The organism is Methylobacterium sp. TK31 (genome assembly GCF_055361545.1).
Window position 1 is genome coordinate 1300094 of record NZ_CM143964.1, and the last position, 21163, is coordinate 1321256.

The 21163-nt window shown below is 69.6% G+C and carries 22 protein-coding genes and 1 pseudogene; 15 read left to right on the forward strand and 8 right to left on the reverse strand.

All coding sequences use genetic code 11. The features are described from left to right. Positions 1–7: 7 nt before the first annotated feature. On the forward strand, positions 8–394 hold the full coding sequence (locus tag ACXJY8_RS05980; protein WP_463777362.1) for a response regulator: 387 nt from the start codon (positions 8–10) through the stop codon (positions 392–394). Between the two features lie 119 nt (positions 395–513). On the opposite strand, the gene ACXJY8_RS05985 is transcribed toward ACXJY8_RS05980, so the two are convergent. Further along, positions 514–717, reverse strand: coding sequence for a hypothetical protein (locus tag ACXJY8_RS05985; protein WP_463777364.1), 204 nt, complete (start codon positions 715–717; stop codon positions 514–516). 531 nt (positions 718–1248) lie between these two features. On the opposite strand from ACXJY8_RS05985, the gene ACXJY8_RS05990 reads away from it, so the two are divergent. Further along, positions 1249–1812, forward strand: a complete 564-nt coding sequence (locus ACXJY8_RS05990; RefSeq protein ID WP_463777366.1) for a hypothetical protein — start codon at positions 1249–1251, stop codon at positions 1810–1812. Positions 1813–2212: 400 nt separating this feature from the next. Here ACXJY8_RS05990 and ACXJY8_RS05995 read toward each other — a convergent pair whose 3' ends face one another. From ACXJY8_RS05995 to ACXJY8_RS06005, 3 genes are all read right to left on the reverse strand, one after another. Beyond that, positions 2213–2428, reverse strand: a complete 216-nt coding sequence (locus tag ACXJY8_RS05995) for a hypothetical protein (protein ID WP_463777371.1) — start codon at positions 2426–2428, stop codon at positions 2213–2215. Positions 2429–2782: 354 nt separating this feature from the next. Then, positions 2783–3658, reverse strand: a complete 876-nt coding sequence (locus ACXJY8_RS06000) for an SDR family oxidoreductase (protein ID WP_463777375.1) — start codon at positions 3656–3658, stop codon at positions 2783–2785. Positions 3659–3742: 84 nt separating this feature from the next. Next, positions 3743–4351 (reverse strand): phosphatase PAP2 family protein, encoded by a 609-nt coding sequence (locus tag ACXJY8_RS06005; RefSeq protein ID WP_463777379.1) that lies wholly within the window; start codon positions 4349–4351, stop codon positions 3743–3745. A 382-nt stretch (positions 4352–4733) separates the two neighbouring features. On the opposite strand from ACXJY8_RS06005, the gene ACXJY8_RS06010 reads away from it, so the two are divergent. After that, positions 4734–5393, forward strand: a complete 660-nt coding sequence (locus ACXJY8_RS06010; RefSeq protein WP_463777383.1) for a DUF2147 domain-containing protein — start codon at positions 4734–4736, stop codon at positions 5391–5393. A gap of 92 nt (positions 5394–5485) precedes the next feature. On the opposite strand, the gene ACXJY8_RS06015 is transcribed toward ACXJY8_RS06010, so the two are convergent. Next, positions 5486–6712 (reverse strand): serine hydrolase domain-containing protein, encoded by a 1227-nt coding sequence (locus ACXJY8_RS06015; RefSeq protein ID WP_463777386.1) that lies wholly within the window; start codon positions 6710–6712, stop codon positions 5486–5488. 247 nt (positions 6713–6959) lie between these two features. On the opposite strand from ACXJY8_RS06015, the gene ACXJY8_RS06020 reads away from it, so the two are divergent. Then, positions 6960–8078 (forward strand): metallophosphoesterase, encoded by a 1119-nt coding sequence (locus ACXJY8_RS06020; protein WP_463777390.1) that lies wholly within the window; start codon positions 6960–6962, stop codon positions 8076–8078. Between the two features lie 72 nt (positions 8079–8150). Here ACXJY8_RS06020 and ACXJY8_RS06025 read toward each other — a convergent pair whose 3' ends face one another. After that, the gene (locus ACXJY8_RS06025; RefSeq protein ID WP_463777394.1) at positions 8151–8645 is read right to left on the reverse strand and encodes a DUF427 domain-containing protein; all 495 of its coding nucleotides are present in this window, start codon (positions 8643–8645) and stop codon (positions 8151–8153) included. Between the two features lie 159 nt (positions 8646–8804). Here ACXJY8_RS06025 and otsB point away from each other — a divergent pair, with 159 nt between their 5' ends. From otsB to ACXJY8_RS06075, 10 genes are all read left to right on the forward strand, one after another. Next, positions 8805–9560: a trehalose-phosphatase gene (otsB, locus tag ACXJY8_RS06030; RefSeq protein ID WP_463777398.1), complete on the forward strand. Its 756-nt coding sequence runs from the start codon at positions 8805–8807 to the stop codon at positions 9558–9560. A 66-nt stretch (positions 9561–9626) separates the two neighbouring features. Further along, positions 9627–10637: a glucokinase gene (locus ACXJY8_RS06035; protein ID WP_463777403.1), complete on the forward strand. Its 1011-nt coding sequence runs from the start codon at positions 9627–9629 to the stop codon at positions 10635–10637. 20 nt (positions 10638–10657) lie between these two features. Beyond that, a complete protein-coding gene (locus ACXJY8_RS06040) occupies positions 10658–11407 on the forward strand; it encodes a DUF2459 domain-containing protein (protein ID WP_463777408.1) in 750 nt (249 codons plus the stop codon). An 86-nt stretch (positions 11408–11493) separates the two neighbouring features. After that, the gene (locus ACXJY8_RS06045) at positions 11494–13029 is read left to right on the forward strand and encodes a Do family serine endopeptidase (protein ID WP_463777412.1); all 1536 of its coding nucleotides are present in this window, start codon (positions 11494–11496) and stop codon (positions 13027–13029) included. A 324-nt stretch (positions 13030–13353) separates the two neighbouring features. Further along, complete coding sequence (locus ACXJY8_RS06050) at positions 13354–14649, forward strand: aspartate aminotransferase type Ic (RefSeq protein ID WP_463777416.1); 1296 nt, start codon at positions 13354–13356, stop codon at positions 14647–14649. 64 nt (positions 14650–14713) lie between these two features. Beyond that, positions 14714–15202 carry a hypothetical protein gene (locus tag ACXJY8_RS06055; protein ID WP_463777419.1) on the forward strand — a complete coding sequence of 163 codons (489 nt, stop codon included), beginning with the start codon at positions 14714–14716 and terminating at the stop codon, positions 15200–15202. Positions 15203–15241: 39 nt separating this feature from the next. Further along, positions 15242–15754, forward strand: a complete 513-nt coding sequence (locus tag ACXJY8_RS06060) for a hypothetical protein (RefSeq protein WP_463777423.1) — start codon at positions 15242–15244, stop codon at positions 15752–15754. A 10-nt stretch (positions 15755–15764) separates the two neighbouring features. Then, positions 15765–16622: a 3-deoxy-8-phosphooctulonate synthase gene (gene kdsA, locus ACXJY8_RS06065; protein WP_463777425.1), complete on the forward strand. Its 858-nt coding sequence runs from the start codon at positions 15765–15767 to the stop codon at positions 16620–16622. A gap of 197 nt (positions 16623–16819) precedes the next feature. Beyond that, positions 16820–17149, forward strand: a complete 330-nt coding sequence (locus ACXJY8_RS06070) for a hypothetical protein (RefSeq protein ID WP_463777428.1) — start codon at positions 16820–16822, stop codon at positions 17147–17149. Between the two features lie 176 nt (positions 17150–17325). Next, a complete protein-coding gene (locus ACXJY8_RS06075; RefSeq protein ID WP_463777430.1) occupies positions 17326–17847 on the forward strand; it encodes a hypothetical protein in 522 nt (173 codons plus the stop codon). A gap of 16 nt (positions 17848–17863) precedes the next feature. Here the strand turns inward: ACXJY8_RS06075 and queF (ACXJY8_RS06080) are convergent. After that, positions 17864–18241, reverse strand: a pseudogene (gene queF / locus ACXJY8_RS06080) (preQ(1) synthase); the annotation flags it as partial. A gap of 490 nt (positions 18242–18731) precedes the next feature. Here queF (ACXJY8_RS06080) and ACXJY8_RS06085 point away from each other — a divergent pair. Then, positions 18732–20654, forward strand: a complete 1923-nt coding sequence (locus ACXJY8_RS06085; RefSeq protein WP_463777434.1) for a Hint domain-containing protein — start codon at positions 18732–18734, stop codon at positions 20652–20654. A gap of 32 nt (positions 20655–20686) precedes the next feature. Here the strand turns inward: ACXJY8_RS06085 and queF (ACXJY8_RS06090) are convergent, their stop codons facing one another. Then, a complete protein-coding gene (gene queF / locus ACXJY8_RS06090) occupies positions 20687–21151 on the reverse strand; it encodes a preQ(1) synthase (RefSeq protein ID WP_463777437.1) in 465 nt (154 codons plus the stop codon). Positions 21152–21163: the final 12 nt, after the last annotated feature.

The following is a 21163-nucleotide window of genomic DNA, read 5'->3' on the forward strand; positions in this document are numbered from 1 at the left end:
GGTGGCCGTGGGCGCACGATCGGACGGGCCGCCGGCGCGAAGGGGCGCCGCGCTGGTGATCGAGGACCAGCCGGTCCTGCGCATGCAGGCCGTGGACCTGGTGGAGGCGGCGGGCCTCGAGGTGCTGGAGGCCAGCGGGGCGGACGACGCCCTGCGGCTTCTGGAGATGCGCCCCGACATCCGGCTGGTGTTCTCCGACATCGACCCGACGGACGGCGGGGACGGCCTGGAGCTCGCCCAGGCGATCCGCGATCGCTGGCCGCCGGTGGCGATCATCGTCGTGTCGGGCAAGCGCATTCCCGAGCCGCACCGCCTGCCCGCCCGCGGGGTGTTCTTCGCCAAGCCCTACCGGCCCGAGGCGGTGATGGCGGCCGTGCAGCGGCTGGTCGCATAAGTCCGGCGGGCGCGCGCCGACGGGCGGTCGGCGTCACGCGACCCCGCCGCGAGGCAGGTGCCGGATCGGAGGCGCGTCAGCGCGATGTTAGGTAGCAAATTCGCCTGAGTGCTGGGTGCCTACTCCCAGTCGCCATAGCCTTCCTGCCATGGCAGGTCGGCGGTGCTTTTGTAGAACTTTTCCGGCTCCACGCTCAGGCAATAGGTCTCAGGATTATCGGCGGTGGCTTCAAGCTGCCGAGCGACCCAGATCATGGCTTCCTCGCGGCTTCCAGCCGGCTTCGAGCTTCTAGACCCGGTGTGCCGGTTCTCGATTTTGATCATGCATCCGGCCATACCTGAACCCCTGCTCTGCCTGATCCGTCTGGCGGCACATATGGTGTACAAGCTGGATATTCTCGGCCGTGTTCCCGTCTACTGGGTCAGCCCAAACCAACTCCGACCCCTTCATGTCCATCAACTCGCCGCACATCACGCAGCGTCCGCCTCCGCGCCTTGTGCTTCACTGCCTGGCGTACCGCGCTCCTAGTACATCAGACGGATGAACAGGCGTCGCCGGAGCGCAAATAGCAGGCCCGGATCGCTCCTGGCCGCGTCCGTCACCATGCGCCTCACATCGGCCAACAGGGCATCAGCCCTAGAGACTTCGCCTCTCGTTAGACGTCTTCTTAGCATGAGAAGGCCTCCCTCTGATGCGTCCAACTATCAGCGCGCACCGCGAGTGTGCCGTGATTAAACCAACAGGCTGCAAACATTTCTTGCGCTCGCTATATGTTCGCGCTCTATCGTGTGTCTGAAGATGCAATGTTGAATGGCATCAGAAGGCATGCTATATGACGATTCGGAGGATCAATCGTGTCGGCTGTCGCAACCTTTTTCGGGCTTCTTGAACAGGCTGGCCTTGCTCACAAGAAGCTTCTCGACGAAGCGTATGAGAGAGGGCGTGAGGTTGGTCGCGCCGAGGCAATGGCTGAGTTCAAGGCGCGCTTAACGGGGCTGACTGATACTCTCACCGGTATGGGATCGAGCCCAGCGGAGTCAGATCAATCGTCTGATCATACTGGCAGCTGGTCACAGGAATCGGGGGCTGAAGACAAGAAGCGAGCGACGCCGGGTAGTGTGAAGCCTACGATCCACAAACTGGTTGTCGAGCGGCCTGGCCTTTCAACGCGAGACCTTCAGCGACTTACGGGCTTTAAGCTGAACAGTATTCGGGGAACGCTCTGGACGCTTCAGCAGGAAAAGGTGATCGAGCGTCGCGCGGATGGTATCTATCCCGTCGCTCCCAACAACGCAGTCGAAGCAGACGCCGATAATGGTGATGCCGAGGCTCAAACGAACGAAGCCGCAGGCGAGATGTCCATGGGGGACGCGCCTACGGCTTCTGTTAAGAACGCTCAACCGAGCGTTTTTGACTAACCCTGACCGTGGCTCGCAAACCACAGAGAGGTAGGTGGTGGATGACAACATAGTCTGACCCTTTTCGGGGCCGGCGGCAGCGTTACGAGCGTCGCCGTTCGGTTCCGAACTGGGCTAGGACTAGTGCTGGCCTGGGACTTTCCGTCTGTCCGACGGTCGGATTCCCTACTAGTGCACCATATGTCAACGAGTATCACCGACTAGGCTCTTAGTCTAGCGCGAAGGCTACGCGCCAGCGAGCTTTGCTAGCGAGATGCCTAATGTCTGCCCGTCATCAACGAACTCGATTGCTTGAGCTTCAAGCGCAGCTTTGATGGCCGCAAGAGTGGCCGGGATCGGCGGCCAGCGCCCCTTCTCGTAATCTCGCCGAGGGGCGTTCCGTGCCGTCCGTCCGGAAAACTCAGTCCGGCGCGCGGATCTCGGTGTCGCGGCTGAGGGCGGCCGCCTCGGCCATCGCCGCGCGGCCCTGGTGCAGGGCGGCCTCCGCGTCGGGCAGGGAGTAGGGGGCGCTGCGCACCACATGGGCCGCCGCGCGGACGGTCCAGCGGTAGCGGGTGGCGTCCTCGGGGCAGCTCTCAACGTCCAGGGTCAGGGGACCCATCGCTTCGCGCGCCATCGTGACCTCCTGCGGTGCCGGGTTCGCGGTCCTCGGCGGACGGGGGACAATCGGGGAAGTCCATCCAGTCCGTGAAGGCCTCGGCGGGGTAGCTGTGCTGGCAGGAGGCGACGTGCCAGGGCCGGGGATCGCCGAGGCCCGCCGGGTCCCAGCGGATCACCGCGCGCCGGTCCGGGTCGGCCCGGTGGATCGCGATGATCCAGCGGCCGTCATGCGGGGCCCGGTCCATCGCCCTCCAGGTGCGCATCCTGCTCCTCCCCCTCCGAGGCCACAGGAACGCGCGAACCGGCCGAACCGTTCGGCATCATCCTTCCGGTCGACCCCGGCGCGACGGCCGGGGCCGGCCGCAGGCCTTCAGAGGACCGGCATCGCCCCGGCCACGGTGACGAGGGCGCCGGAGGTGTAGCTGCTCTCGGCCGAGGCCAGCATCACGTAGGCGGAGGCGAGCTCGGCCGGCTGGCCCGGGCGCCCGAACGGGACCTGGCTGCCGAAGGACTTGACCGCATCCTCGCTCATCCCGGCCGGGATGAACGGCGTCCAGATCGGCCCCGGCAGCACGCCGTTCACCCGGATGCCCTTCTCGGCCAGCAGCTGCGACAGGCTGAGCACCATGTTGCTGAGCGCGCCCTTGGTGGCGCTGTAGGCCATCAGCGAGGGCATCGGGTGCTTGGAGTTCACCGAGGAGGTAAAGATCACCGAGGCCCCGGGCTTCAGGTGGGGCAGGGCAGCCTTGGTCACGTAGAACGGCCCGAACACGTTGGTGCGGAAATGGTCCTCGAAGACCGCGTCCTCAATGGCGTCGAGGCCCTGGTTCGGCTGCTGGAAGGCACCGTTGTTGACCAGGACGTCGAGGCGGCCGAATTCGGCGACCGTGCGCGCCACCAGGTCGCGGCCATGGGCCGGGTCCTTGAGGTCGCCCGGCAGGAGGAGGGCGCGCCGGCCGGCCTTCTCGACCCAGCCCGCCACCGCCTCGGCATCCGCCTGCTCCTCGGGCAGGTAGGCGATCGCCACGTCGGCGCCCTCGCGGGCGAAGGCGATCGCCACCGCCCGACCGATGCCGGAATCGCCGCCGGTGATCAGCGCGGCCTGGCCCGTCAGCTTGCCCGAGCCCCGGTAGCTCGCCTCGCCGTGATCCGGCTCGGGCGACATCTTCCCGGTCTTGCCGGGAAAGCTCTGGGGCTGGGCCTCGAAGGGCGGGCGGGGATAGGTCGTCAGGGGGTTGTCGGTCACGCGGCATCTCCGATGGAATGCCGCGTCAACCGGAGGTCGCGTCGCGGCGTTCCCGGCACGCGATGCCGCGCGACCTCGACGCGATCATGCTGGCATACCGGGCGTCGCGAGGCCCGAAACGACCTCCCGCCCGAGACCGATCCGGTGCCCGACCGCCTCGGCCGAAAACCCGATCAGCGCCCCCGCGGCGACGTCCACCGGGAAGTGCGCGCCGCGCAGGACCTGGACGACCACGACTCCGAGGGCCGCCGCCGTCGCGACGCCGCGGATCTCCGGATAGGCCCGGGTCGCGGCGGCCGCCACCGCGACGCTCAGGGCCGAATGACCCGAGGGGAAGGACTGCCAGGGACCGACATTCGGCCCGAACCAGCCCTTCTCGTAAAGACCCTTGTCCATCAACACGTTGGGCCGGGTCCGGTGCACCACCCGCTTGATCGTCGTCTTGGTGCCCGCGGCCAGGATTCCGGCGAGCAGCATGTGCCGCCCGGCCTCCGCGAGCTGCGGATTCCGCCGCAGCACCCCGAGCGCCAGGGTGCCGGTGGAGAGGGCGAGCAGCCATTTCCAGCCGCCGGCCTCGCTCGCCGCCGCCAGCGCCCGCACCCGGCGGGTATCCTTGTCCCGGGCGAGCGCCACGCCGAGACGGATGTCCGCGGCCTCGAAGCGCCGCCCCATCCCGACCGGTCCATCCGTCATCGATCCGCCCGCCATCCGCAAGAAGCACGGCCGTAAACGCGGAGCTTGGCCGATCGTTCGCGGGGCCGTTCGCCGGCATGAGCGAACGTTCTCGGCAATGTGCGGAGCGCTCGAGACTTCGCCGATACCTGAACACTTCGCCGGTCTCTCAAGATTTCGCCGGTCCACCACGACTTCAACAATCCGCAAGACTTCGTCTCCTGCCGGCTCCGGAACGGTAGACGACACCGCGTCGTCACGCGGAATCTGCGGGATTCGTGCCGCGCCGGCCATGATCCCGTCACCTTCGCATCGGATGGCGAGGCATCACGTGACAAGCGCTTGCCGTCCTGCGGACGAGGGCGGGTCGCCACGGGGCGAGCGCATGAGGGTTGTTGGAAGCATGACGAATCGATCCACCATCGCGGGCGCCCTGCGCCGGCTGGCGCCCCTGGCCGGGCTCGTTGCCGCCGCTCTGCCGGGCCTCGCACTGGCTGCCGCCCCCAACGACGCCAGCGGCACCTGGCTCACCGAGGATGGGCGCGCCCGCATCCGCACCGAGAAGTGCGGACCGCAGAACACCAACCTGTGCGGCTACGTGGTCTGGCTGAAGGTGCCCCTCAACGACCAGGGCCAGCCCCGCATCGACTTCAAGAATCCCGATCCAAAGAAGCAGACCCGTCCGTCCCTCGGACTCCAGCTGATCATGGGCCTGAAGCCGCAGCCGGACGGCCATTACGGCGGCAAGATCTACAACGCCGACGAGGGCAAGTTCTACGACGTCACGATGTGGTCGGACCAGCCGACCGAGCTGTCGGTGCGGGGCTGCCTGCTGGGCTTCCTCTGCGGCTCGCAGACCTGGAACCGGGTGAACGACGTGGTGCCGGGCCAGCTCACCGGCCCGACCAACGGTCCGGGCGGCCCCCGCGCCGATGCGGAATGGGCGCCCAAGGCGCCGGCCGCCGGGGCGGGCGCCCCCGCCGCGACCGGTACGGCCAAGACGCCGGCGCCGAAGCCGGCGGCCAAGCCCGGGGCCGCCCCGGCCGCAGCGCCCGCCGAGTAGGCCTGCGCCCGCGCGCGGGCGCAGCGCGCAAGGAGCTACGAACCGCCGTCGTCCCGCCTCGGGCCGGCGGCGTTTCGCGTTTCGGGTGTCCCTCAATCCACCAGGGCGGCGTAGGTCAGCACGCGCAACTCGCGCCGCAGGGGCAGGGCCGAGGAGGGGATGAGCTGCGTCAGCAGCACCACGGCGAGATCCTCGGCCGGGTCGACCCAGAAGGCGGTGCTGGCCAGCCCGCCCCAGGCCACCTCGCCGGGCGTGCCGACGATCTGGGCCCGGGCCGGATCGAGCATCACCGAGACGCCGAGGCCGAAGCCGATACCCGTATAGGCGGTCTCGGAGAAGCGCGGCTGGCCCATGGCGGCCAGGTCCCCGTCGAGATGGTTCATCAGCATGAGGTCGACGGTCTTGCGCCCCAGCAGCCGGGTGCCCTCGAGTTCGCCGCGGCCGAGCAGGAAGCGGCAGAAGCGCATGTAGTCGGAGGCCGTCGAGACGAGGCCGCCGCCGCCCGAGGCCAGAGCCGGCGGACGGGCGAAGCGGCTGCCCACCGCGTCGTCGTAGAGCTTCAGGGTGCGGTCCCGGAACAGGCTGTAATTGGCGGCCAGGCGCGGCAGCTTGTCGGCGGGCACGAAGAAATCGGTGTCGACCATGCCGAGGGGCTCGATCACCCGCCGCCGCAGGAAATCGGCGAAATCCTGCCCCGACACCACGGCCACGAGGTGTCCGAGGACGTCGGTCGCCACCGAGTAGTTCCACTCGGCGCCGGGCTGGGCGAGGAGCGGCTGCCGGGCGAGGCGGCCCACCACCTCGGCGAGGCTCGCCTCCTGGGCCTCGCCGAAATCGACGCCGTTCTGGCGGTAGAGGGCATCGACGAGGGTCGCCTCCATGAAGCCGTAGGTCAGGCCGGAGGTGTGGGTCAGGAGGTCCCGGATCGTGATCGGGCGCCGCGCCGGCTCGCTGTCGAACTTCGCCCGGTTGCCGCCGGTGAGAACGCGAAGGTCCGAGAATTCCGGCAGGAAGCGCGTGATCGGGTCGTCGAGCTGGAAGCGGCCCTTCTCGTAGAGCATCATCACCGCCACCGAAGTCAGCGGCTTCGTCATCGAGTAGATGCGCGCGATGGTGTCGGGCGCGAAGGGCGTGCCGCGGGCGATGTCGGCACGGCCCTGAGCGCGGAAGAACGCGGTCTTCCCGCCGCGGGCCAGCATCACCGACAGGCCCGCGACCTTGCCGTCGTCGACGAGGCGCCGCATCCAGCCGTCGATCCGCTCCAGGCGGTCCGGGCAGAGCCCGAGGGCCCGTGGCTCGCTTGCGATCTCACCGTGCATCACACCTGCTCCGTCCCCGGCCGGCAGCCCCGCCGACCGGCCCTGGCATAGCGGCGCAGCCGGACGGCGCAAACCCTGGCGTGCGCCGGCAGGCCGACGCGATCGCCCCCACACGCCATCCCGCCTCGAAGGCCACGCGAAGCTGCCCTCCCGGTGCCTGCCCTGCGCGCCGGGAGCGTCCTGCGGGCCCCGCAACGCAGAGCGGAAAGCTTTGCGCTGGGCCCGTGCCTCGGTCCATGGAGGAGCCATGATCCACCTGATCTTCGGCCTGCCCTGCCTCTACGTCATCGCCCGGGGGGTCTGGCCGCTGCCCTGGCCGCTTGCGCTCAAGCTCGGTCTCACCGTGATCCTGCTGGTGGCCTCGCAGTACCACCTGTGGAGCCGCCTCTCCTCCGGCTCCGTCTTCTCGCCCGAATTTCCGCGGCCTCTGGTGATGCTGTTCAGCGGGGCGTTCGGCGCGATCGTCCTCATGGCGCTCCTGCTGGTCGCGCTCGATGCCGCGGCCTTGGCCTCCCGCATCCTGCCGGGCGCCGGCTGGCAGGTCTCCACCGCATGGCGCCTGACGACGGCGCTGACGGCCGCGGTGCTGGCGGCGGTCGCGGTCGCGCAGGCCGTGCGCGTGCCGCCCCTGAAGGACGTCACGGTCGCGATCACGGACCTGCCGCCCGGCTTCGAGGGCTACACGATCCTCCACCTGACCGACCTTCACATCAGCCGCCTGTTCCCCGCCTCCTGGGCGCAGGCGGTCGTCGCGCGGGCCAACGGACTCGGCACGGATGCGATCCTGATCACGGGGGATTTCATCGACGGTTCGTTCGCGGCGCGGCGGGCCGACGTGGAGCCCCTGCGCGCCCTGACGGCACGGGACGGCGTCTGGGCGATTCCCGGCAACCACGAGTACTTCTTCGACGTCGACGCCTGGATGCGCCACTTCGCCGGCATGGGGATGCACATCCTCGCCAACACCCATGCCGTCCTGACGCGGGGCGACGGCGCGCTGGTGCTGGCGGGGGTCACCGACCGCTCGGCGCCCGCCACCGGCCATCCGGGCCCCGACCTGGACGCCGCGCTGGCGGGCGCGCCCGCGGGCGCGCCGATCGTGCTGCTCGATCACCAGCCGGCGAACGCCCCACGGGCCGCCGCGCGCGGCGTGGCGCTGCAGCTGTCCGGCCATACGCACGGCGGCATGATCGTCGGGCTGGACCGGCTCGTGGCGCGGGGCAACAACGGCTTCGTCTCCGGCGCTTACGGGGTCGGCGCCATGACCCTCTACGTCAACAACGGGACCGGCCTGTGGGCCGGGTTCGCGCTCCGCCTCGGCCGCCCGTCCGAGTTGACCCGCATTACCCTGCGGCGCGCGTCCTGAAGGCGGCGACGGCTCCTGATCGGACATCGCCGCCCGCTCCGGGCGGGATACCGGTGCGATCCGGCGCAGCCTTCACCAACCCATGCTGCCGGGACCGCCCTTGAACGGGCCGACGATGCCGGGCGTGATCCAGCCGCCATAGAACCCACCGGGCTGCGGCGTCACCCGCGCGTCTCCGACGAAGCAGGCCTCCATCGGACCGGCATAGAAGGCGATGTAGCCGGTGATCGCGGTGAAATCCGGCGTCGGGTCCGGATAGGCCCAGGCGGCGCCCTCGGCGCGGAAGCCGTCCGCCGCGACGTCGTACAGGACAGCGCGTCCCTTCCACTCGCAGATGCCGGCCCGGCGGGCGGGCCCGAGCACGCCGGCCACCACATCGCCGGGTGGAAAATAGTAGGTCGGGGGATGGCTGGTCTCCAGCACCCGGAACCCGGCGCCGGTATCGGCGATGGTCCGGCCGGCGAGCACCACGCGCAGCCGGTCGGGAACCCGCTCGAGCCGGGGCGGACGCGGGTAGTCCCAGACGCTCTCCTCGTTCGGGCCGGGCGGGATCGGGGTGGGCCACATGCGATCGGGACCTTGCCGTGCGGGGATCGGAAGTCCGGACAGATAGGGCAGGGTGTTGCGCCCGCCCCGTGTTCCCGTCTCCGGATTTCCCCGTCCCGCGTTTTCCCCTGGCGCAGGGCATGCTAGCGCAGGCCCGGATCAGACGAAGGGACATCCCGCGTGACCGACCCGACCGCCTTCGCCCTCTATCTCGACTTCGACGGCACCCTGGTGGAGATCGCGCCCAAGCCCGACCAGGTCCGGGTCGACCCGGCCCTCGCCCCGGCCCTGGAGCGCCTGCGCGCCCGGCTCGGCGGCGCACTCGCCATCGTCACGGGCCGGCCCATCGGGGTGATCGACGATTTCCTGACTCCCGCACGCTTCGACATCGCCGGCCTGCACGGGGTCGAGCGCCGGGTCGACGGCGTCGTCTCGGGCGGCTCCGCCGGGGATCATCCGGACCTGCGTGCCCAGGTGCCGGCCCTGCACGCGGCCGTCGCCGGCCTCGAACACGTCCTGATCGAGGACAAGGGCGCCTCCGTCGCGGTGCACTGGCGCCTCGCCACGCCGAGCGATGCGGCCGCCGCCGAGGAAGCCGTGAAGGCCGCGGCCCAGGCGCTCGGGTCCGACTACCGGCTCCAGCTCGGCAAGGCGGTCGGCGAGATCGTGCCCGCCTCCGCCACCAAGGGCCATGCCATCCGGGCGCTCGCCGAGACCCTGCCCTATGCCGGCCGGCGGGCGATCTTCCTCGGCGACGATCTCACCGACGAGAAGGCCTTCGCGGTGGTCAACGCGGATGGCGGCGTCAGCGTCCGCATCGGCGGGGCCGAGACGATCGCCGCGCGCCGTCTCATCGATCCCGAGGACGTGCGCCGCCTGCTCTACGCCTGGGCCGACGGGGCGGAGATCGACCCCGACGCCCTGCCGGCCGCCTGAGCGGCGTCCCTCGATCGATCCCCTCAACCCCCGTTCTCTCCCGGGCTCCAGACGGAAGCGGCGCGCATGTTCGAATTTCCCGTCCTCGTCGGCGATATCGGCGGCACCAACGCCCGCTTCGCCCTGGTCCCCGAAGCGGGGGCGAAGCCGGTCCTCCTCTCGCACGAGGCGACGGCCGGTCATGCCGACCCCAGCGGCGCCATCCGCGCCTCCCTGGCCAAGGGGAACGGCGCCGCGCCGCGCTCGGCCATCCTGGCGGTGGCGGCCCGGGTCGACGGACCGGCGGTCCAGCTGACCAATGCCCATTGGGTGATCGAGGGCGCCCGGATCGGACAGGATTTCGGCCTGTCGCGCTCCGTGGTCGTGAACGACTACGTGCCCGTGGCGGCGGGTGCCGCAGGGATCAGCCCCTCGGAGCTGACCCCCATCGGCCCGGATCGCGAGGAGGGCCGGTCCGGGGACCAGGGCGCACGCCTCGTCCTCGGTCCCGGCACCGGATTCGGCGCGGCGGCCCTGCTGCCGGTGGGACAGCGCCTCGTCATCGTCTCCACCGAGAGCGGTCACGTCGATTTCGGGCCGAGTTCACCGGCCGAGTTCGCTCTCTGGCCGCAACTCGAGAAGGTGGAGGGCCGCATCACCGTCGAGACCCTGCTCTCCGGGCCCGGGCTGACCCGGCTCCATGCCGGCCTGCACCGGCTCCGGACCGGTGCGGACGGGCCGCGGCTCGACCCCGCCGCGATCACCGAGGCGGGGCTCGCCGGCACCGACCCGGACGCGGCGGCCGCCCTCAACCTGTTCGCCAAGCTCCTGGGCCGCGTCTGCGGCGACCTGGCGCTCACCTTCCTGGCCACCGGCGGGGTCTATATCGGCGGCGGCATCGCGCCCCGCATCATCGAGGTCTTCCGGCGCGGCGCCTTCCGTGCGGCCTTCGAGAACAAGCCGCCCTTCGTCGCGCAGATGCAGGCGATCCCGACCAGCGTCATCGCCGTGCACGACCCGGCGCTGACGGGTCTCGCCGCCCTGGCGAGCCAGCCCGACCGGTTCGACTATCACGGCCAGGTCTGGCAGGCGCCCTGACCGGGCGCGGGGCCGGACACGTGGGCCGCTCGCGGATCGCAACGGTTCTCGCGGGCCTCGGCGCCCTCCCGGCCCTCGTGGTGGGATGGCTGCTCCTCGCCGCGCTGCTGACGGCGCGTCCGGGCGACCCGGGCCTCTATCCGGCGCCCGTCGGGGACGGCGTCGCCATCGCGCTGGTGTCGCACGGCTGGCATTCCGGCCTCGTGCTGCCGCGCGCGGCCTTGACGGGAGCGGGCAGCGGGCCGGCCCTCGCCAGCATCGCCACGCGGTTCCGTGCCTATCCAGAGATCGAGTTCGGCTGGGGCGAGGCCCGCTTCTACCGGTCGACCCCGACGCTCGCCCAGTTCGATCTCGGCCTCGCCCTCGCGGCCCTGTTCACGCCTGGGGGCCGGGACGGGGTCGTCCAGGTGGTCGGCCTGGAGCGGACGGCCCGCGACAGCTTCCCGTATTCCGATCTCGTGCCGCTGCAGGTCTCGAAGCAGGGCCTCGCGCACCTGCTCGCGCGCCTGGAGGGAAGTTTCCGCGTCGCCGACGGGCAGCCGGTGGCCGGCGGCCCAGGTCTCTACGGACCGAGCCTGTTCTACGACGGCGCGGGGCGCTTCTCCTACGCCAACGTCTGCAACCATTGGGCGGCGCGCCTGCTGAATGCCGCCGGCCTGCCCGTCACGCCGGTTCTCGACACGCACCCGGCGGGCCTGCTTCTCGACCTGCGCGCGCGGGCCGGCCTCGTGCCCCTGCCGCCACCGGACCCGAACCTGTCCAAACCGTAATCTTCACGCCACGCCGGGGTCAGGCGGCGCCCCCTACAAACCGGATCACGGCCTGCCGATGGCGGCCCCCCGTTCCGGAGACCCCTATGACCGCTCAGCCCAACCGCCTGCGCCGCAACGCCCTCGCCTCCGTCGCCGTGGCCGCCCTCGTGGCGACCGGCGCGGCCGGCGTCGGCCTGACCCAGCCGGCCACCCCGGCCTACGCCCAGTCCCTGTCCAAGAACCCGATCGAGACCCCCGACCATCCGCCGGGCTCCTTCGCCAGCGTCGTCGACAAGGTGAAGCCCGGCGTCGTCGCCGTGAAGGTGAAGCTCGACGACAGCGCCGATTCCGACGACGAGGACGGTCCGGGTCAGGGCCCGAACCAGCAGGTCCCGCCGCAGCTGCGCGAGTTCTTCAAGCGCTTCGGCCAGGGCGGCCCGGGCCAGGGTGGTCCCGGCCAGGGCTTCGGTGCGCCCAAGCGCCAGGGCCAGCGCGGCGCCATGGGCTCCGGCTTCATCATCTCGGCCGACGGCTACGTCGTCACCAACAACCACGTGGTCGACAAGGCCAAGACCGTGCAGGTGACTCTGGACGACAACCGCACCCTCGACGCCAAGGTGATCGGCAAGGACCCCAAGACCGATCTCGCGCTCCTCAAGATCACCGAGGGCGGCACCTTCCCCTACGTCTCGCTCAGCAAGTCGGCGCCCCGCGTCGGTGACTGGGTGGTGGCCATCGGCAACCCGTTCGGCCTCGGCGGCACGGTGACGGCCGGCATCGTCTCGGCCCGCGGCCGCGACATCGGCGCCGGGCCCTACGACGACTTCCTGCAGATCGATGCGCCGATCAACAAGGGCAATTCCGGCGGCCCGACCTTCAACGTCGGCGGTGAGGTGGTGGGCGTGAACACCGCGATCGCGTCGCCCTCCGGCGGCAGCGTCGGCCTGGCCTTCGCCATCCCGGCCGAGACCGTGCAGGCGGTGGTCGACCAGCTCCGGGCCGACGGCAAGGTGGCGCGCGGCTACCTCGGCGTGCAGGTCCAGCCGGTGACGAAGGACATCGCCGACGGCCTCGGCCTCGACAAGGCCAAGGGCGCCCTGGTGGACCATGCCGAGGCGGGGACGCCCGCGGCGAAGGCGGGCCTGAAGTCCGGCGACGTGATCGAATCGGTCAACGGCACCCCGATCAACGACGCCAAGGAGCTGTCCCGCAAGATCGCCGGCATCAAGCCGGGGGCCAAGGTCGAGCTGACCTACCTGCGCGGCGGCAAGTCCGACACCGCGACGGTGGAACTGGGCGTCCTGCCCAACGACACCAAGGTGGCGAGCACCGACCGCGGCTCCTCGGCCAACGGACAGCCGCGGCTGGGCCTCAGCCTCGCCCCGGCCTCCGAGGTCGGTGCCGGCTCCGAGGGTGTGGCGGTGATGGAGGTCGACCCCGACGGTCCGGCCGCGGCCAAGGGCATCGAGCAGGGCGACATCATCCTCGATGTCGCGGGCTCCAGCGTCTCGCAGCCCTCGGAGGTGGCCGAGCGCGTCCGCTCCGCCGAGTCGAGCGGCCGCAAGGCGGTGCTGATGCGGGTCAAGAGCGCCAAGGGCGTCACCCGCTTCGTCGCGGTGGCCCTGAACAAGGCGGGCTGAGCCTGAGCGGGCGGCAGGCCCGCTCTCAGTCCCCCGATGGGATGCCGAAGCGCCGGTCCTCCCCGAGGGCCGGCGCTTTCGCGTGCCGAACGGACGATTCCCGGCGGCCGGCAACCTGCATGCGTGGCCAAAGGTCGTACCGCGGGGCAGTGCCGTCCAGGCGCGGGCGTTTCCCGCGACCTGCAGGGCCTCGCCGCCTGGCATGCCACGCAACCCTGAAGCCGCGAGCCCCGCGCCCGTGCGGGGTGACGCGGACGGTGCGAGACGTCATGGTGCGCGCGCTTTTTCGACCGCCCGCGCGGCCCCACCCGGACCTGACCCGCCATGACGACGATCGCCGACCGCAGCACGGCTGACCTCGCGGACCTGCACGCGCAGGCCCGGAGCGCCTACGATGCCTTCAAGGCCCGGGGCCTCAAGCTCGACATGACGCGCGGCAAGCCGGCGCCCGAGCAGCTCGATCTCTCCACCGGCATGCTCGCCCTGCCGGGCAACGGCGACTACACCACCGCGGCCGGCGAGGACGCGCGCAACTACGGCGGCCAGCAGGGCCTGCCCGAGTTGCGGGCGCTGTTCTCCCATCTCATCGATGCGCCGGCCGACCAGATCGTGGTCGGCGGCAATTCGAGCCTCGCCCTGATGCACGACACCATCGTGTGGGCGCTCCTGAAGGGCGTGCCGGGCTCCGAGCGGCCGTGGTCGCAGGAGGAGACCCCGGTCTTTCTCTGCCCGGTACCGGGCTACGACCGCCACTTCGCCCTCTGCGAGGAGTTCGGAATCCGCATGATTCCGGTGCCGATGACGGGGCAGGGGCCCGACATGGACGTGGTCGAGGCGCTCGTCGCCGATCCGGCCGTGAAGGGCATGTGGTGCGTGCCGAAATACGCCAATCCATCGGGCGAGATCTTCTCCGACGAGACCGTCCGGCGGCTCGCCGCCATGACGACCGGCGCGCCCGATTTCCGCCTGTTCTGGGACAATGCCTACGCGGTGCACCACCTCACCGCCGATCGCCACCCGGTGCGTGACATCCTGGCGGCGTGTGCCGAGGCCGGTTACCCGAACCGGCCCTTCCTCTACGCTTCGACCTCGAAGATCACCCTGGCGGGCGCCGGTCTCGCGGTCTTTGCCGGCTCGCCCGAGAACACCCGCTGGTTCCTGGCCCGCGCCGCCAAGCAGACCATCGGCCCCGACAAGCTGAACCAGCTCCGCCACGTGCGGTTCCTGCGCGATGACGCTGGGCTTCGGGCCCATATGGATGCCCACCGCGCCCTCATCGCGCCGAAGTTCGCGGCCGTGCAGGAAGCCCTGGAGCGGCATCTCGCCGGCACCGGCGCGGCACGCTGGACCCGGCCCGAGGGCGGCTACTTCATCACCGTCGAGGCCCGCGAAGGGACGGCCACCGAGGTGGTCCGGCTCGCCAAGGAAGCCGGGATCGCCCTGACCCCGGCCGGGGCGACCTCGCCCTACGGCCGCGACCCGAAGGACAGCGTCCTGCGCCTCGCCCCGACCTTCCCGAGCCTCGGCGACGTGACGAAGGCGGCCGAGGGCATCGCCCTCTGCATCCTTCTTGCATCCCTGGAGGCCGAGCATCGGGTCCGCGCGCGCCCGGCGGCCTGAACTCCTGTCGCAATCCGGAAACGTCCGCGCCGGATAATGCGGCACGCATCCGGGAGGTGACGCGATGACGACCCCGAAGACGGTGACCGCGAGGCGGTTACAGTGCACCGGCGCGCAGGTCCTGCCGGGCCTGGCCCTCTGCCTCCTCCTCGTCGAGACGGCCCCGGCCCAGGCGCGCACCGCCTGGGCGTCCGGCACCTTCGTCTATGCCGACCTCTGCACCCTGAAGGAGACCGGTACGCGCAGCGGCCAGCGGATCATCCTGCGTCGCTCGCCGAACGGCGACGGACTGACTTACGAGGGGGCCGAGCAGTCCGGTCCCCGCGCGGCCGCGGACATGACGCTCGACGACGCCACCAAGGCGCTCAGCTTCGCGGTGGAGACCGAAGCCGGGCCGCTCCACTTCCAGGGCGTCGCCGGTGCCGATGCGCTCACCGGGACCTTCGAGGACGAGGCCGGTGCCCATCCGGTTCACCTGCCCCGGATCCTGCGCTCCCACGCCCACGAAGCCTGCCAGGGCGAAACCACGGGTTCGATCGTTCCGCGGCGGTAGGCGGTGGGCGGTGGACGTCCCCTGCGCTAGATCGGCCCCATGACGCTTTCCTCCCGGCTCGCCGCGATCCTGCTTCCCCTGGCCCTCGGCGTCGCGGCGCCCGCGGCGGCGGCCGATGCCTGCGATGCCCTCACGGCGCGGATGATCCGGGCCACCGGCGCGTCGCTTGCCGGGCGCGAGGGGGCCCAGGCCGTGTTCCGCGCGGCCGATGCCGAGCGCATGAGCCTCGACTGCCGGATGCGCCGAATGGTCTTCTCGGCCCTGGAGCGCGAGCCGGGTCGCCGGTACTACGAGGTGATCGGCCTCGCCGCCGGGGCGCTGGCCGGCGCGAAGCCCGAGGCGGTCGAGGCCCTCGCCCTCGCCCTGCATCAGGAGGCCCTGGTGACGGGGCTGCCGCAGCGGGGCCTCGTGGGTCGTGCGGCCCTGCGGTGCGAGACCGCCCCCGACGCCGATCCCTTCGCCTCGCCGCGCACCCGCTGCGTGCTGGTGCCGAGCACCCGGAGCGTGCTTCGCCGTCGCGCCGGCCTTCCCGCGGGCGCCCGGCCGGGCTAGACCGGGCGCCATGCCCGAGAGTTCTCCTTCCGCCCCCACCGTCAGCGCCGGTTCGGTCGCCTTCGCGAATCACCTGCCCTTCGCGCTCATCGCCGGCCCATGCCAGCTCGAGAGTCGCGACCACGCGATCGAGATCGCCGACGCCCTCAAGGCGATGACCGACCGGCTCGGGATCGGCCTCGTCTTCAAGGCGTCGTTCGACAAGGCGAACCGGACCTCGGGCGCCACCGCCCGCGGGCTCGGCCTGACGGGAGCGCTTCCGATCTTTTCGGAGATCAAGGAGCGCTTCGGCCTGCCCGTCCTCACCGACGTGCACGAGGCGGCGCAATGCGCCCCCGCGGCCGAGGTGATCGACGTGCTCCAGATCCCGGCCTTCCTCTGTCGTCAGACCGACCTGCTGCTCGCGGCCGCCGCCACCGGGCGGGTGGTGAACGTGAAGAAGGGCCAGTTCCTGGCGCCCTGGGACATGGCGCACGTGGCCGCCAAGGTGACGGGCGCGGGCAATCCCAACGTCCTGGTGACCGAGCGCGGCGCCTCGTTCGGCTACAACACCCTGGTCTCCGACATGCGCAGCCTGCCGATCATGGCCCGGGTCACGCACGGCGCTCCGGTGGTGTTCGACGCGACCCACTCGGTGCAGCAGCCGGGCGGGCAGGGCGCCACCTCCGGCGGGCAGCGGGAGTTCGTCGCCGTGCTCGCCCGGGCCGCCGTGGCGGTAGGCGTCGCCGGCCTGTTCATCGAGACGCATCCCGACCCGGACCATGCCCCGTCCGACGGCCCGAACATGGTGCCGTTGAAGGCGATGCCGGCGCTGCTCGCCGAGTTGCAGGCCTTCGATCGCTTGGCCAAGGCGCGACCGGCCGGCTAGGTCGTCCGGGACAAGCCAAGCTCCTGCGCGCGGATCGGCCAATCCAGGCGCGGCGGAACGGGAGGCCGTCGGACCGGATCGATTCACCAAGACGAATGATCCGGGCCGCGTGTCGCGTGCCCGATGGGGCTTCCGGGAACGATCGCGTCAGCGTGACGTTGGAATATCCAATACGTTCTCGAACGCCGAAGGATACCATGCGCAAGCTCGCCCTCGTCTCCGCTCTGACCCTTTCGCTCGGCGGCCTCGCCGCCGCGACCTCGGCCGAAGCCGGCCCGCGTGGCTACGGCTACGGCCATGGTGGCTACGGCCACGGGCATGTCTACGGCGGTCGCGGCTATGGTCGTGGTTACGCCTATGGCGGCCGCCGTCGTGGGATCGGAACCGGCGCAGCCGTCGGTCTCGGTATCGCCGGCCTCGCGGCCGGTGCGATCGCCGCCGGTGCGGCCCGTGATGCCTATTATCGTGACGGCTATGCCCGCCCGGCCTACGGCTACGGTGCTCCGGCCTACGGTTACGGCTACTAAGCCTTCCGGTCCGGTCTTTCAGGAGGGCAGTCGGCGCGAGCCGGCTGCCCTTTCTCGTGGGTGGGGGATTTCTCCGGTCAGGGGGCCATGCCTGTCCCGCAGACGAAATCGAAGGTTGCAAACCTATCGACTCGGTTGCATGGAACGGTGTGGCGCACACCACCGGGCGACCTCCGATGCCAATCCTTCTCGCGGTCGCGAGCGTTCTCCTCACGGGGATGACCTACTGGCTCCGCTACGGCGACGGGTGGGCTCATCTCGATCACGCCCTGCACGACTGGCGCAGGAGCCGGCGCCTCAGGGCTAGCGACATCCAAACCCGTCTCGCGCCGCTAAAATCCCTGCGGGATCCAGCGGATGCCGCGGGCGTGCTGATGATGCTGGTCGCACGCAAGCGCGGCTTGCCGACACCCGAACAGGAGAGTGAGATACTGTCTCGAATGCGTTCCGTGACCGAAACATCGGAAGAGGACCTCGCCACGCGGATGGCAGTGATTCGCCATGCGGCGGACCAAGCCCCGGAAACGTGGGCGGTCATCAAGACCCTGGCTCCGCTCCTGAAAGACCGGCTTACGCGATCCGAGACCGCAGAGCTCGTCGACATGTTGCAGACGGTCGGGTCCGTCCATGGCGGCCCGACGGAAGCGCAGGGCGAGCTCATCGAACAGCTTCGACGCGCCCTCGTCGAGGACCGATAGGGCGGACGCGGACCGCTCAGCGCGCCCGATAGGGCGGAACGCCGGGATCGGGGAGCCAGACGGACTTCAACGGCTCGCCCGTCTGCCAGAACACGTCGATGGGGATGCCGCCGCGCGGGTACCAGAAGCCGCCGATCCGCAGATAGCGCGGCGCCAGCAACTCCCTCAGGCGTAGGCCGATGCCCACCGTGCAATCCTCGTGGAAAGCCCCGTGATTGCGGAAGGCCGTCAGATAGAGCTTCAGCGACTTCGACTCGACCAGCCATTGATCCGGCACGTAGTCGATCACCAGGATCGCGAAATCCGGCTGGCCGGTGACCGGGCAGAGCGACGTGAATTCCGGCACCGTGAAGCGGGCGAGATAGTCGGTCCCGGGATGGGGGTTCGGCACGCGGAACCGGCGCAGCCGTCGGTCTGGGCATCGCCGGCCTCGCGGCCGGTGCGATCGCCGCCGGTGCAGCACGTGATGCCTATTATCGTGACGGCTATGCCTGCCCGGCCTACGGTTACGGCTACTAAGTCGGCCCTGATTTGTCAGAGACAGCATAATGTTTGCCGAAATCCAGGGCGGTCGACTTCGTCGACTGCCCTGGATTTGTTTTGGAGGTCGGCACGCGTCGTCGGCGGCCTGTATCAACGCACGCGATCATGCGGCTTGGACTTGGACTCAGTGATTCGATCGGTAGGGCACCGGTCTCACCTCCGCCGTCACATCCGTACCATGTCCTCGCGTGAGAGCGGCCGGAGGCTTCCGCGCCGGGAACCAGCCGTTGGCCAAGCCGGCCGAAGGCATCCTGTGAGCGGACGCGTATCAACTTTCGCGCTTCGTTCCACAAGCTCCGCAGGGGAGGGTTGATGGCCTTCCACAGCAGCGGGGAAGTGGAATGGCCACCTTGACGGACCTCGATGAAGGCCAGCGCGACGAAGTCACGTTTCTGTCAGGCCTCGAAGAGAACGGACAGCTCGGAAAAGACACCTATTATACCTGGAACTACAAAAAATTCAGCACAACCGACGTCTGGATGAATAAGTGGAACAACGACAGCGAAGGCAAACCCCTCTCATCAACAAGTCTAGCTGGAACCCCAGGCGGAACGGTTACCTATTCCTTCAGCGCCAATCTTCCACCTGAAGCACAGGCTGCCTATACCGCCGGCCTGACGCTTTGGTCGGACATCGCAGACATTCAATTCAAATATGTACCCACGGCCGCGACAGCAAATGTGCTGTTCACGACGACTGGAGAGGGCGGCGGTGCCACCTTCATTCCGAACAACGGCCGCCAGCCGATCGGAAGCGAGGATATTCCGTCTCAAACCTCACCCAATGCCCGGGGAGGTCAAATGAACGTCGCTCTCGAAGCGCCGGACAATGCATGGGGCAGCTTCGATATCGTAAACTCAGGTCTTATGGGGAATGTGGCCCATGAGATTGGTCACACCATCGGTCTTGGCCACGGAGGATATTACAACGGCGGCACCTTCGAAGCGCAGCGGGGTCCCTACGATCAGAACCTTTGGACCCTGATGTCCTATCTCGGAAACGGCGACCCAAACGCGGTGTTCGCATCGCAGGCGCCCGTTACCGCCGATTGGCAGGGTGGTTGGGCCCAGACGCCGATGGCACTCGACATCGTGGCCATCCAGCGCTTCTACGGCGAGTCGAAGAGCGGCACTTTTGCGGGTGGCCAGACCTATGGCTTCCATACGAACATCGTCGGCGCCTCCCGAGATTTCTTCGATTTCAATAAGAACAGCACCCCCTTCGTCACGCTTTACAATCGCGGTGTCGACAACACGCTCGATGTCTCCGGCTTCAGCACGAATGCCCGGATCAACCTCAATCCCGGCACATTCAGTACAGCCAGCGCCAACAGCGCCATCACCAACAACATCAGTATCGCGTTCGGCACGCGGATCGACAAGGTCGTCACCGGCGCCGGCAACGACGTCATCTATGGCAACGGCAACAGCAACGTGGTCGACGGTGGCGGCGGAGACAATGTCTTCGTCGTCACGGGATCCAGTGCGAACTTCAAGATCGACAGGACCAGCGCCACCTTCGCCACGGTCACCGACAAAACCACGGGCGCCGTGGATACCTTGACGAACATCGGCAGGATCAGGTTTGCCGATCCCGTCTGCTTCACCACGGGAACGCGCATCGCGGTCGTCCGGGACGACATCGCCAGCGCGGTACCCATCGAGGATCTGCGCCTGAGCGATATGGCGATCACCGCCACGGGCGGACGCCGTGCGATCCGCTGGATTGGCCGACGCGACGTCCTGCCGGACGCGTATCCCATGCCGTCCACGCAATGGCCCGTGCGCATCCTGGCAGGCGCCTTCGGAACGGATTCCAGGGGGCGGGCCGTACCGGCTCGGGATCTGCGTCTTTCGCCCGGACACCCGGTGCTGGTCGGCGCCGACGCCGAGAACAGGGGCGGCGTCCTGGTTCCCGTGATGAACCTCATCGACGGGATCGCGATCTGCCGCGAACCGGTCGGCAAGGTGACCTACTGGCATGTGGAGCTCGATCGGCACGACATTTTGCTGGCGGAAGGGTTGCCGGCCGAATCGTACTTCGACAGCGGTTCGCGCGCGTGGTTCGGAACAGGTACCGCGCAGGGTTGGAAGCGCGACGTCGACGGGATCGACGATCCACCGCCCGGCCGCTGTCGCCCGATCGTGCCCGACGGCCCGATGGTCGAGGCCGAACGGTGCCGGATCGGCCGCGGCTTACGCCTGCGCCTGGCCGCGCAGGCAGCCTGGCCCACCATCGAGACGCGGATGGTGGAAGCAGCCTGACGCGAACCCGCCACCGCCCTCGGGAACGGGCGTCAGCGCGCCCGATAGGGCGGAACGCCGGGATCGGGGAGCCAGACGGACTTCAACGGCTCGCCCGTCTGCCAGAACACGTCGATGGGGATGCCGCCGCGCGGGTACCAGAAGCCGCCGATCCGCAGATAGCGCGGCGCCAGCAACTCCCTCAGGCGTAGGCCGATGCCCACCGTGCAATCCTCGTGGAAAGCCCCGTGATTGCGGAAGGCCGTCAGATAGAGCTTCAGCGACTTCGACTCGACCAGCCATTGATCCGGCACGTAGTCGATCACCAGGATCGCGAAATCCGGCTGGCCGGTGACCGGGCAGAGCGACGTGAATTCCGGCACCGTGAAGCGGGCGAGATAGTCGGTCCCGGGATGGGGGTTCGGCACGCGGTCGAGGCGGGCCTCGTCCGGACTGCCGGGCAGGGGCGTCATCTGTCCGAGTTGCAGGCTCTCGGCGCCTGAAGGCGGTTGCGTCATGGGCAATATCTT